The organism is Citrobacter sp. CRE-46 (assembly GCF_059615875.1).
Genome location: NZ_CM184341.1, coordinates 3,640,354 through 3,652,686 on the forward strand (window position 1 = coordinate 3,640,354; position 12,333 = coordinate 3,652,686).

Genomic DNA, 12,333 nt, shown 5'->3' on the forward strand with positions numbered 1-12,333 from the left:
CAAATAGTTAAATGGTAATGGAGTATACGATGGTTGATGTTCTGGTGATTGGTGGTGGTAATGCCGCGTTATGTGCTGCCTTGACCGCCCGGGAGCAAGGAGCTTCGGTACTCCTGCTCGAAGCGGCCCCCCGGGAATGGCGCGGAGGAAACTCCCAACACACGCGTAATTTACGTTGTATGCATGATGCGCCGCAGGATGTGCTGGTGGACAGCTATCCTGAAGAAGAATTCTGGCAAGATCTGTGGCGCGTCACGGAAGGGAATACCAACGAAGCGCTGGCGCGTCTGGTGATCCGTACCTCTTCACAATGCCGCGACTGGATGCGCCAGCACGGCGTTAACTTTCAGCCTCCTCTCTCTGGCGCTTTACACGTGGCGCGAACCAACGCCTTTTTTATGGGCGGTGGAAAGGCCCTTGTGAATGCCTATTATCGCAGCGCAGAAAAGCTGGGAGTGCAGATCCGCTATAACACCCCGGTTCAGGCGCTTGAACTGCGTAATGGCGAGTTCGTGGCGGCGCTGGCAGGCGAAGAGCGCATCACCGCTAAATCCTGCGTACTTGCCGCTGGCGGTTTTGAGTCTAACCGCGAATGGCTACGAGAAGCATGGGGAGAGAACGAGCGCGGCGAATGGCCAGCGGATAACTTCCTGATTCGCGGCACGCGCTTTAACCAGGGCGTACTGCTCAAATTTATGATGGATGCCGGAGCCGACATTATCGGCGATCCCTCCCAGTCACACTGCGTGGCCATTGATGCCAGAGCGCCATTATATGACGGCGGGATTTGCACCCGCGTGGACTGCGTCTCGCTCGGTATAGTGGTGAACCGGGACGCTGAGCGCTTTTATGATGAAGGTGAAGATTTCTGGCCCAAACGCTACGCCATCTGGGGACGTCTGGTCGCTCAACAGCCAGGGCAGATTGGCTACTCCATCATCGACAGTAAAGCTATTGGCCACTTTATGCCGCCGGTCTTTCCCGGCGCGCAGGCCAATACGTTGGCAGAGCTGGCTCTTCAGTTAGGACTGGATGCCGAACGTTTTACCCACACCGTGACGCAATACAACAACGCCTGCCAGCCAGGTCAGTTCAACCACACCGTTCTGGATAACTGCGCCACCAAAGATTTGCTACCCGCGAAAACGCACTGGGCGCGACCACTGGACCAGCCGCCATTCTACGGCTATGCCCTGCGGCCAGGGATCACCTTCACTTATCTTGGGTTAAAAGTGAACGAACACGCCGCTGTGCATTTTGCCGGGCTTCCAAGCCGTAACCTGTTCGTCGCCGGAGAGATGATGGCGGGCAACGTGTTGGGCAAGGGCTACACCGCAGGCGTGGGGATGTCGATCGGCACAACCTTTGGCCGCATTGCCGGAAAAGAAGCCGCGCTGGCCGCACGTAAGGAGACACGTCATGAAGCAGCTTGAGAAACTGATCATCGAAGCGCAAATTATCACCGAACCGGAAGCTGAAGTTGAACGTGTGATGCAGGTGTGCAATGCCTGTCGCTATTGTGAAGGCTTTTGCGCCGTATTCCCGGCGATGACGCAACGTCTGGAATTCGGTAAAGCGGATATCAACTATCTGGCGAACTTGTGCCATAACTGCGGCGCTTGCCTGCACGCGTGTCAGTATGCCCCGCCTCATGAATTTGCCATCAACGTACCGAAGGCGATGGCGGAGGTCCGGCTCGAAACCTATCAGCATTATGCGCAACCCGCCGCCTTTGGCGCGCTTTATCGTCGCGCGGGCGTAACCGTGACGCTGGCGCTGGTTTTCGGTCTGATCCTGTTTTTACTCCTCGCTATAGGTTTGAAAGGTTCACTATTCCATCCTCCGCTGGCCGGGGATTTCTATCAAATTTTCCCGCATAACCTGCTGGCCTGGATGTTTGGTTCGGTCTTTATTCTGGCGATCGGTTTGCTGATGGCGGGCGTGATCCGCTTCTGGCGCGAGATCTCTCCGGGTATGCCGCGTTCCGCCGAGATTGCTGAAGCCTCACACGATGCGCTGACGCTGAAATATCTCGATGGTGGCCACGGCAAAGGTTGTAACGAAGCGGATGATGCTTTCACCCTGATGCGCCGCCGTTTCCACCACTTTACCTTCTACGGTTTTATGCTCTGCTTTGCCGCCACCGTGGTGGCTACAGGCTATCACTACTTTGCAGGCATAGAAGCGCCCTACCCGTTCTTCAGCGTTCCGGTGATGCTGGGCACGCTGGGCGGCATTGGTCTGGTTGTCGGCCCGGCTGGCTTGCTATGGCTGAATCTTAAACGCTCACCGCTACATGGCGACGCACGGCAAAAACCGATGGATCGCGGTTTTATTTTGCTGCTGCTGCTGACCAGTCTGACCGGTCTGGCGCTGCTGGCGGGAAGAGACACCTCATGGATGGCTATTTTACTGGCCATTCATCTCGGCGTGGTCATGGCGCTTTTTCTGACCATTCCTTACGGAAAATTTGCCCACGGATTTTACCGCTGCGCAGCCTTACTCAAGTGGGCGATTGAGAAACGGCGCGGCAAACAAGCGGGGGTCACAGGCGACTAACCCGCAAACTCTTACCTCTATAAATATTATGATAAGACAGTGGAGCAAACCCAATGACACAACAACCATCGCGCGCCGGAACTTTCGGCGCAATACTGCGGGTAACCAGCGGTAATTTTCTCGAACAGTTCGACTTTTTTCTGTTCGGGTTTTACGCCACCTATATCGCAAAGACGTTCTTCCCCGCGGAGAGTGAATTTGCCGGGCTCATGTTGACCTTTGCGGTTTTCGGTTCGGGTTTTTTAATGCGGCCCGTTGGCGCAATCGTGCTGGGTGCTTACATCGACAGAATTGGTCGCCGTAAAGGACTGATGGTGACGCTGGCGATCATGGGCTGCGGTACCCTGCTGATTGCCTTGGTTCCCGGTTATCAAAGCATTGGCCTGCTGGCCCCTGTGCTGGTATTAGTCGGTCGATTATTGCAAGGCTTCTCTGCGGGCGTAGAGCTGGGAGGCGTTTCGGTTTATCTTTCTGAAATCGCCACGCCTGGCAATAAAGGTTTCTACACCAGTTGGCAGTCCGCCAGCCAACAGGTCGCCATTGTGGTGGCGGCGCTGATTGGCTACGCTCTGAATGCCACACTGGGGCACGATGAGATCTCTGAATGGGGCTGGCGCATTCCGTTCTTTATTGGTTGTATGATTATTCCGTTGATCTTCGTCCTGCGCCGTTCGCTTCAGGAAACAGACGCATTTTTACAACGTACGCACCGTCCCGACACCAGGGAAATTTTCACCACTATCATCAAAAACTGGCGTCTGATCGCTGCGGGTACGCTGCTGGTAGCGATGACCACCACGACGTTTTACTTTATTACCGTCTACACCCCAACCTACGGCAGGGCCGTACTCCACCTAAGCGCACGCGATAGCCTGGTAGTCACCATGCTGGTCGGTATTTCTAACTTTATTTGGCTGCCGATTGGCGGGGCGATATCTGACCGAATTGGTCGTCGTCCGGTATTGATGGGGATTACCGTACTGGCACTGCTTACCACCTGGCCGGTAATGCACTGGCTCACCGCCGCGCCAGACTTCATGCGCATGACGCTGGTCCTGCTTTGGTTCTCGTTCTTTTTTGGCATGTACAACGGGGCAATGGTCGCGGCACTCACCGAGGTGATGCCTGTCTATGTCCGTACGGTGGGCTTTTCACTGGCATTCAGTCTTGCCACGGCGATTTTTGGCGGCCTTACACCAGTCATATCCACGGCGCTGGTCCAGCTAACCGGGGATAAAAGCTCACCTGGATGGTGGTTGATGTGCGCAGCACTTTGTGGACTCGCCGCCACGGCAATGCTGTTTGTCCGACTGAGTCGGGGCTATCAACCAGTGGAACATAAGCTCTGAAAAGCAAACGGGCGGAAAATTCTCCGCCCGTAGCATTTTTCGAATTACTGCGCAGCGTTCTTGCTACGAATTTCCTGCCAGACCTTGTCACAATCAGCATTAACGGACTGATCGTTACCCGTGCGCGTGGCCTGGATACACTGCTGATAATCCAGTACGCGTACGCTTTCTTCATTAGCAAACTGCTGGTGCTGCTTTTCTTTCTTCAACACATTCAGCACGCTTTGGCAGGCTTCAATTTTCTCCGGCGATCCTTGCGCGGTGTTAATACACGCGCTGTAGGCTTCTTTCAGGCGACTGTCTTCTTTCGGCGAAGGGGATTGCGCACAAGCCACCAGCCCTGATGCCATAATGGCGATGAGTATCAGTTTTTTCATAGCACTTTCCTCAACGGAGCGGCAGACGTCTGGTCTGCCGCTGTTGGCATTAGAAGATGGTGAACGGAGCAATAACGATGAACTTCACGTCGCGTTCATCCTGGAAGATGTTGCCATAACCACCGCCCCAGCTCGGAATGTCTGAATGGTTGTCGTACTGGGTGAAGTGCAGTTTAAACATGGTGCCCTTCGCACGACCGTCCTGCAGGGTATAGACCGCATCCAGGCTGTAAGAAGACTCTTCGATAGTCCGGATTTTGTCGTAGTACGCATCCGGATTGAGCTGCCAGGTAGATGGCTTGGCATCCCAGGCGTAAACGTAGGACGCACCGACTGCCCAACCCGGCAGGTTCCAGTTCTTCAGGTCATACATTGCACCGAAGAAGACGGCCTTTTCGCCGTTGGCGTTGAAGTCAGAGCGGTTGTCCCACCAGATATCCAGACGACCGTTTGATGAGGCGTAGGTCGGGGTCATACGCTGCAGGAAGTACCCCTGCTGCCCGTCCGCTTTAACCCAGGTCCCTTCCAGGCGCAGGTCAACCACTTCCGCCACTTTGTAGCCGAAGGTCAACGCCTGCAGCCAGGCCGTGCCGTCATAAATATCGTTCACGGTGCGATCATCAACTTTGTCGCGCGCGCCGTAGAACTGATAACTTGTGGTAAACGGGTTACCACCTAAATCGAATTTGTAGCTGGCTTTCGCGAAGTATTGATCGACGTAGCCTTCAGACTGACCAAATGCCGCTTCCAGCAACAGGTTATTTTTGAAGTCATATTTCGCGCCGATTGAGTGCAGGTAATCTACGCTGGTCTTTTTATCGGCCTGATAGAATTTATCGACTTCGGTGTGCCACGGCGCTTTATATTCATTGGCCCACATATAGGAGAAGCTCAGTGCGCCGGCATCACCATAGTCGAAGTTGGCACCGGCTTCGGCACCCTGATAAGTACCAGGCATAAAGCTCCAGTGCGGAGCCAATAGCGTCTGCCCGGTTGGTTGAATGTAACCGGCGCGTGCCCAGGTTGGGCCGTATTTAAATTTGGCTGCTGCTTTATACAGGCTAATTCCGCTCTTATCGCCGGAGTAATCTTCGTCGTAGCCTTTATTTTTTGAAGAGAATGCGATTTCGTTTGGATGGCCGCTTTCGCTACTTTCGTTCATTTCAATCGCGGTGAATGCTGCGATATCAATACCAAACATATCCGCCGCATAACCGGACTGGAAGTCGAGGTTGGCGTTCCATGTGGAGTGAGAAAGGTTGGTTTTGTATTTGTCATGATCGGTGACATCTTTACGGTCACGCTCACGCTGCCAGTAATAGATGCCGCCGGTTAAAGTGGAGTCATCAATGAAACCTTCGGCGTGAGCCTGTGGAGCGACAACGAAACCCGACATTGCTGTGATACCGGCGATAGCCAGCGCCAGCGTACTACGTTTGCCACTAAACGTACGCATATGTTAATCCTCTTTGACATAAAAATGCTGCCGATAAAAGCGGTCAGCGAAAAAACAAAAATTAAAAAAGTAGTGCTAAGAAAACCTCAGTGACTACAATGAATAGACTATTTTTCGCGACGCGAATTATCAATCTCTTTCTGTAACGAGTATGTAATAGTATGAGCAACCGCACATATTTCATTGCTTTCTGTTACATTTTCATCGGGAGATAAAAAAGCGTTGAAAAAAAGAAAAAACCGCTTGTTTTCCATGGGGATGAAATCGGTTTCAGCCGATTTCATATTGCGGTAAGTTATTTAAAGGTAAAAACATTCAGCTGATTCATTATTACAGGCATGTAATTAATTCGCTCCGCAAATGGAGCCTGGAAAACGTTTTGGCGTAAAAAAACGCCGCATGAAGCGGCGTTTAGACAGGATGTGTTGCGGCTTATTCGCCCGCTTTAGCCCACGTATCGCGCAGACCAACGGTGCGGTTAAACACCAGTTTGTCAGCCGTAGCGTAGCGGCTGTCAAGGCAGAAGTAACCTTCACGTTCAAACTGGAACGCTTTGCCTGCGACCGCTGCCTGCAGCGATGGCTCGCCGTAGCCGTGTTTAATCACCAGGGATTCCGGGTTAATCACGGACAGGAAGTCCTCTGCCGCGCCTGGGTTCGGTACGCTAAACAAACGATCGTACAGGCGGATTTCAATCGGTAACGCATGTGCCGCACTGACCCAGTGAATAACACCTTTTACTTTACGACCATCGGCCGGATCTTTGCTCAGAGTATCGGCATCGTAAGTGCAGAAAATGGTGGTAATATTCCCTTCCGCATCTTTCTCTACACGCTCGGCCTTGATCACGTAAGCATTACGCAGACGTACTTCTTTGCCCATCACCAGACGCTTGTACTGCTTGTTCGCTTCTTCGCGGAAGTCAGCGCGATCGATCCAGATTTCACCGCTGAACGGCACTTCACGGCTGCCCATTTCCGGTTTATTCGGATGATTAGGCATGGTCACCATTTCGCTCTCGCCCTGCGGGTAGTTTTCGATAACCAGTTTCACCGGATCGATAACCGCCATCGCGCGCGGCGCGTTTTCATTCAGATCTTCACGAATGCAGGATTCCAGAGAGGCGATCTCAATGGTGTTGTCCTGCTTGGTCACGCCAATGCGTTTGCAGAATTCACGGATAGCGGCCGCGGTATAACCGCGACGACGCAGGCCAGAGATGGTCGGCATGCGCGGATCGTCCCAGCCCTCAACGTGCTTGTCGGTCACCAGCAGGTTCAGCTTGCGCTTGGACATCACGGTGTATTCCAGATTCAGGCGCGAGAATTCATACTGACGCGGGTGAACCGGGATGGTGATGTTGTCCAGCACCCAGTCATACAGACGACGGTTATCCTGGAACTCCAGCGTACACAGCGAGTGGGTAATGCCTTCCAGCGCATCGCTGATGCAGTGGGTAAAATCGTACATCGGGTAGATGCACCACTTGTTGCCGGTCTGGTGGTGTTCAGCGAACTTAATACGGTACAGCACCGGATCGCGCATCACGATAAACGGCGACGCCATGTCGATTTTCGCGCGCAGGCAGGCTTTACCTTCTTCAAAGCCACCGGTACGCATTTTTTCGAACAGCGCGAGGTTCTCTTCGACGCTGCGATCGCGGAACGGGCTGTTTTTACCCGGCTGAGTGAGCGTACCGCGGTATTCGCGAATTTCGTCCGCTGACAGTTCGTCAACGTACGCCAGACCTTTATTAATAAGCTCTACCGCATAGGCGTGAAGCTGATCGAAGTAATCCGACGAGTAGCGAATGTCACCAGTCCAGTGGAAACCTAACCATTCAACGTCGTTTTTAATCGACTCAACGTACTCGATATCTTCTTTAACCGGGTTCGTATCATCAAAACGCAGGTTGCACTGGCCCTGGTAATCTTGCGCAATACCAAAGTTCAGACAAATGGATTTCGCGTGGCCAATGTGCAGATAGCCATTTGGCTCCGGCGGAAAACGGGTATGGATCGTGGTGTGCTTACCACTGGCCAGATCTTCATCGATGATCTGACGAATAAAGTTACTCGGGCGGGCTTCAGCCTCACTCATCGTGGATTCCTCAAAGCGTAAACAACGTATAACGGAATATGATCTTATAAGCCAGGCAGACTGACAACCTTTAGTTACGCAAAATATGTATCAATCGAAAATATTGGGGCCAATTGCTGCAAAAAAAAGCGGCGGAGGAATATCCCCCGCCGCTTAAGGCATTTAACTCACTTTACTCAGGAGCAGTTATTTACCTTTAATCTCATACAGTGGTGTCTGACCGGCAACCACATGACCTTCGGCTTTAATGACCAGAGCGCCGAAATCATCGCTGTTGCTGCACACAACCGGGCTAATCATGGAACGTGCATTGGCGTTCAGGAAATCCAGATCCATTTCCAGAATCGGTTGACCCGCCGTCACTTCCGCACCTTCTTCAACCAGGCGTTTAAAGCCCTTACCTTCCAGAGCGACGGTATCGATACCCATATGGACTACGATTTCCGCGCCTTTAACGGTTTCCAGACAGAACGCATGATTGGTGTTGAAGATTTTCACGATAGTGCCCGCAGCCGGAGCAACCACGATTTTATCTGTTGGTTTCACCGCAACGCCGTCGCCTACCGCTTTGCTGGCGAAGGCTTCATCAGGAACCTGCTCCAGCGCAACGACGTCACCGGTAATCGGAGAAACCAGCGCTTCAACGGTGACTGCGTTCGCTACAGCCTGCGGTTTTGCCACCGGGGCCGCTGCTGCTGGTGCACTTTCAGCAGACGCTGCCGCAACCGGGCCACGCGCCACAACTTTCTTCATTTCGTCGCCGATGGATTCCGCTTTCGCACCTACGATGACCTGGATAGTTTGTTTGTTCAGCTTAACGACACCCGATGCGCCTAAGCGTTTACACATCGCATCGTTTACGCGACCAGAATCGGCCACAGTCAGACGCAGACGGGTGATACAGGCATCAATCGCTTTCAGGTTATCGGTACCGCCAACCGCAGCAATGTAGCTGGTTGCCAGTTGAGCCAGACCTTCTTCAGTATTACTGTTCGCTTCTTCTGTAACGATATCGTCTTCTTTATCTTCGCGGCCCGGCGTTTTCAGGTTAAACATACGAATAACCGCGCTGAACAACACGAAGTAGATGACGAAGAAGACCAGCCCCATCACGACCAGCATCCAGACGTTCTTACTTGCTGCCGGCAGGTTGTACATCAACACGTAGTCGATAGCACCTGCGGAGAAGGAGAAGCCCGCGTGGATCCCCAGCAGCGTCGCAACGAACAGGCTGATACCGGTTAACAGTGCGTGCAGGAGATACAGCAGTGGCGCCAGGAACATGAACAGGAATTCCAGCGGCTCGGTAACACCGGTCAGGAACGCGGTGATCGCAACGGACAGCAGCATACCGCCAACCATCGGGCGACGCGCTTTCGGAGCAGCGAAGTACATCGCCAGCGCCGCACCCGGCAGACCAAACATCATGATTGGGAAGAAACCAGACATGAACATACCCGCAGTGCCGTCACCCGCATAGAAGCGGTTGATGTCACCGTGGAAAACAGTGCCAGCGGCGTTAGTAAATTCGCCAATCTGGAACCAGGCGATGGTATTCAGAACCTGATGCAGACCAGTTGGGATCAGCAGACGGTTGATGAAACCAAAAATACCGGAACCCAACGCGCCAGCGCCTACGATCCACTCACCACCCGCATGGATGGCGTTCTGCACCGGCGGCCACACGTAACCGAAGATAGCAGCCAGCACCAGACAGAAGAAGCCAGTGGCGATCGGCACGAAGCGTTTGCCGCCAAAAAAGCTCAGGAAGTCAGGCAGTTTGATACCAGACCAACGGTTATACACCGCACCGCCAACCAGACCGGTGATGATACCCGCCAGTACACCCATATTGATGGCCGGGTTAATGGTAACCATTGCTTTGGTCAATATGAAATAACCGACCGCACCCGCCAGCGCTGCCGCACCCGCGCTGTCTTTTGACCAGCTGGAAGCCACACCGATAGCGAAAATCAGCGCCAGGTTATCGAAGATAGCCCCACCCGCTTGCGCGATAAAAGGTACGTTTAGTAAATCTGGTTGGCCGAATCGCAGCAACAGTGCCGCGACTGGCAGCACAGCGATGGGGAGCTGTAACGCCCTACCCAGCCGCTGGAAAAAACCTAAAATATTCATTTTATTCCCCCTACGAGACCCCGATTAGGCTTCTTTGAAGCCATATTTTTATTGTGCAACCATTCCTGACAGCAAGATTCTGGATCAACGATATTAACCATTCATCTACATTCTGAGTGTGTGAAAATTTAATTCGTATCGCAAATTAAACGCGTGTTTTTTGTGATTACAGTCACCAAATATCGTTATTAACCCTCCCTTTCACTGGCTAACTACGAAAACTTATTTTATCATTCAAAAAATCGAAACGGATTGATCCTTACCGATGCAAAACCAGGTTACGCTTAATACTGCACAGAGACTCAATCCGCCAATTGCTTACATTTACTTTTGAGGTGAAGAATGAGACTGATCCCCCTGAATACCGCTGAACAAGTCGGCAAATGGGCTGCTCGCCATATCGTTAACCGTATTAACGCGTTCAAACCAACGGCAGATCGCCCGTTCGTTCTGGGCCTGCCGACGGGCGGTACTCCGCTGACAGCTTATAAGGCATTGGTTGAAATGCATAAAGCGGGCCAGGTGAGCTTCAAGCATGTTGTTACTTTCAATATGGACGAATATGTTGGCCTGCCGAAAGAGCATCCGGAAAGCTATCACAGCTTCATGCATCGTAACTTCTTTGATCACGTTGATATTCCAGCAGAAAACATCAACCTCCTCAATGGTAACGCGCCGGATATTGATGCAGAATGCCGTCAGTATGAAGAAAAAATCCGTTCTTACGGTAAAATCCACCTGTTTATGGGCGGTGTAGGCAACGATGGTCACATCGCGTTCAACGAACCAGCCTCCTCTTTGGCTTCCCGTACCCGCATCAAAACGCTGACTCACGACACGCGTGTTGCTAACTCACGCTTCTTTGACGGCGACGTAAGCCAGGTGCCTAAATATGCCCTGACTGTGGGCGTGGGCACCCTGTTGGATGCCGAAGAGGTGATGATCCTGGTACTGGGTCACCAGAAGGCGCAGGCGCTGCAAGCCGCCGTTGAAGGCAACGTTAACCACATGTGGACCATCAGCTGTCTGCAGTTGCATCCAAAAGCCGTTGTGGTGTGCGATGAGCCTTCCACCATGGAACTGAAAGTGAAAACGCTGAAATACTTTAACGAGTTAGAAGCGGAAAATATTAAAGGTCTGTAATTGATGTCTCCGCCCTGTCGATAAGTTGCAGGGCGGCATTTTTTGAAATCGGGGGTCGGAATGTATGCTTTAACCCAGGGCCGGATCTTTACCGGTCACGAAATTCTTGATGACCATGCGATTGTTGTCGCCAATGGCCTGATTGACAGCGTTTGCCCACTGGCTGAGTTACCGTCAGGAATTGAACAGCGCTCACTGAATGGGGCCATTATTTCCCCCGGTTTTATCGATGTACAGCTAAACGGCTGCGGTGGCGTACAGTTTAACGATACGGCAGAAGCCGTGACCGTCGAAACGCTGGAAATCATGCAGAAAGCCAATGAAAAATCAGGCTGCACCAACTATCTGCCTACGCTTATCACCACCAGCGATGACCTGATGAAACAAGGCGTTCGCGTCATGCGTGAATACCTGGCGAAACACCCGAATCAGGCATTAGGACTTCATCTGGAAGGTCCGTGGCTCAATCTGGTGAAAAAAGGCACCCATAATCCGGGATTTGTCCGTCAACCGGACGCTGCGTTGGTTGATTACCTGTGCGATAATGCTGACGTGATAACCAAAGTGACGCTGGCGCCAGAAATGGTCCCGGTAGAGGTCATCACCAAACTGGTAAATGCAGGTATCGTGGTTTCCGCCGGTCACTCCAATGCGACGGTAAAAGAGGCCAAAATCGGCTTCCGCGCAGGGATTACCTTTGCAACGCATCTGTTTAACGCCATGCCTTATATAACGGGCCGCGAACCGGGCCTGGCGGGCGCTATTCTTGACGAAGCCGATATTTATTGCGGTATCATCGCTGATGGTCTGCATGTTGACTACGTTAACATCCGTAATGCCAAGCGCCTGAAAGGCGACAAGCTGTGCCTGGTCACCGACGCGACCGCGCCGGCAGGTGCCAATATTGAACAGTTCATTTTCGCTGGTAAAACAATATACTACCGAAATGGATTGTGCGTTGATGAGAACGGTACATTGAGCGGTTCATCATTAACCATGATTGAAGGCGTACGCAATCTGGTCGAACATGCGAATATCGCTCTCGACGAAGTGTTACGCATGGCAACGCTCTACCCTGCTCGCGCCATTGGCGTCGACAAACGACTCGGCAGCATCGCGCCAGGCAAAGTAGCCAACCTGACTGCGTTTACGCACGACTTTAAAATCATCAAGACCATCGTTAATGGCAACGAGGTCGTTACTGAGTAAGAGA

9 protein-coding genes are annotated in these 12,333 nt (G+C 52.4%); 5 read left to right on the forward strand and 4 right to left on the reverse strand.

What is annotated here, in order from left to right; all coding sequences use genetic code 11:
* Nucleotides 1-29 precede the first annotated feature (29 nt).
* Genes tcuA through AC534G_RS17930 form a run of 3 tightly spaced genes read left to right on the forward strand, consistent with a single transcriptional unit; the run spans nt 30 to nt 3,908 of the window.
* A complete protein-coding gene (gene tcuA, locus AC534G_RS17920) occupies nt 30-1,433 on the forward strand; it encodes an FAD-dependent tricarballylate dehydrogenase TcuA (protein WP_110498569.1) in 1,404 nt (467 codons plus the stop codon).
* A complete protein-coding gene (tcuB, locus tag AC534G_RS17925) occupies nt 1,420-2,559 on the forward strand; it encodes a tricarballylate utilization 4Fe-4S protein TcuB (RefSeq protein ID WP_042309776.1) in 1,140 nt (379 codons plus the stop codon). Before tcuA ends, tcuB begins: the two co-directional genes overlap by 14 nt.
* Before the next feature lie 53 nt (nt 2,560-2,612).
* The gene (locus AC534G_RS17930; protein WP_038638812.1) at nt 2,613-3,908 is read left to right on the forward strand and encodes an MFS transporter; all 1,296 of its coding nucleotides are present in this window, start codon (nt 2,613-2,615) and stop codon (nt 3,906-3,908) included.
* A 44-nt stretch (nt 3,909-3,952) separates the two neighbouring features.
* On the opposite strand, the gene AC534G_RS17935 is transcribed toward AC534G_RS17930, so the two are convergent.
* From AC534G_RS17935 to nagE, 4 genes are all read right to left on the reverse strand, one after another.
* Nucleotides 3,953-4,285 carry a ChiQ/YbfN family lipoprotein gene (locus AC534G_RS17935; protein WP_038638809.1) on the reverse strand — a complete coding sequence of 111 codons (333 nt, stop codon included), beginning with the start codon at nt 4,283-4,285 and terminating at the stop codon, nt 3,953-3,955.
* Nucleotides 4,286-4,334: 49 nt separating this feature from the next.
* Nucleotides 4,335-5,741, reverse strand: a complete 1,407-nt coding sequence (chiP, locus tag AC534G_RS17940; protein ID WP_199981174.1) for a chitoporin ChiP — start codon at nt 5,739-5,741, stop codon at nt 4,335-4,337.
* Between the two features lie 432 nt (nt 5,742-6,173).
* On the reverse strand, nt 6,174-7,841 hold the full coding sequence (gene glnS / locus AC534G_RS17945) for a glutamine--tRNA ligase (protein WP_038638804.1): 1,668 nt from the start codon (nt 7,839-7,841) through the stop codon (nt 6,174-6,176).
* A 186-nt stretch (nt 7,842-8,027) separates the two neighbouring features.
* On the reverse strand, nt 8,028-9,977 hold the full coding sequence (nagE, locus tag AC534G_RS17950; RefSeq protein WP_038638803.1) for a PTS N-acetyl glucosamine transporter subunit IIABC: 1,950 nt from the start codon (nt 9,975-9,977) through the stop codon (nt 8,028-8,030).
* Nucleotides 9,978-10,319: 342 nt separating this feature from the next.
* Between nagE and nagB the strand changes: the two genes are divergently transcribed.
* Complete coding sequence (gene nagB / locus AC534G_RS17955) at nt 10,320-11,120, forward strand: glucosamine-6-phosphate deaminase (RefSeq protein WP_003022803.1); 801 nt, start codon at nt 10,320-10,322, stop codon at nt 11,118-11,120.
* 60 nt (nt 11,121-11,180) lie between these two features.
* Nucleotides 11,181-12,329: an N-acetylglucosamine-6-phosphate deacetylase gene (gene nagA, locus AC534G_RS17960; RefSeq protein WP_069323162.1), complete on the forward strand. Its 1,149-nt coding sequence runs from the start codon at nt 11,181-11,183 to the stop codon at nt 12,327-12,329.
* Nucleotides 12,330-12,333 lie beyond the last annotated feature (4 nt).

Excerpts from the sequence above, each read along its gene's own strand:
- chiP (WP_199981174.1), bottom strand. The coding sequence starts at position 5,741 with ATGCGTACGTTTAGTGGCAAACGTAGTACGCTGGCGCTGGCTATCGCC.
- nagA (WP_069323162.1), top strand. The coding sequence starts at position 11,181 with ATGTATGCTTTAACCCAGGGCCGGATCTTTACCGGTCACGAAATTCTT.
- tcuA (WP_110498569.1), top strand. The coding sequence starts at position 30 with ATGGTTGATGTTCTGGTGATTGGTGGTGGTAATGCCGCGTTATGTGCT.
- nagB (WP_003022803.1), top strand. The coding sequence starts at position 10,320 with ATGAGACTGATCCCCCTGAATACCGCTGAACAAGTCGGCAAATGGGCT.
- AC534G_RS17930 (WP_038638812.1), top strand. The coding sequence starts at position 2,613 with ATGACACAACAACCATCGCGCGCCGGAACTTTCGGCGCAATACTGCGG.
- tcuB (WP_042309776.1), top strand. The coding sequence starts at position 1,420 with ATGAAGCAGCTTGAGAAACTGATCATCGAAGCGCAAATTATCACCGAA.
- glnS (WP_038638804.1), bottom strand. The coding sequence starts at position 7,841 with ATGAGTGAGGCTGAAGCCCGCCCGAGTAACTTTATTCGTCAGATCATC.
- nagE (WP_038638803.1), bottom strand. The coding sequence starts at position 9,977 with ATGAATATTTTAGGTTTTTTCCAGCGGCTGGGTAGGGCGTTACAGCTC.
- AC534G_RS17935 (WP_038638809.1), bottom strand. The coding sequence starts at position 4,285 with ATGAAAAAACTGATACTCATCGCCATTATGGCATCAGGGCTGGTGGCT.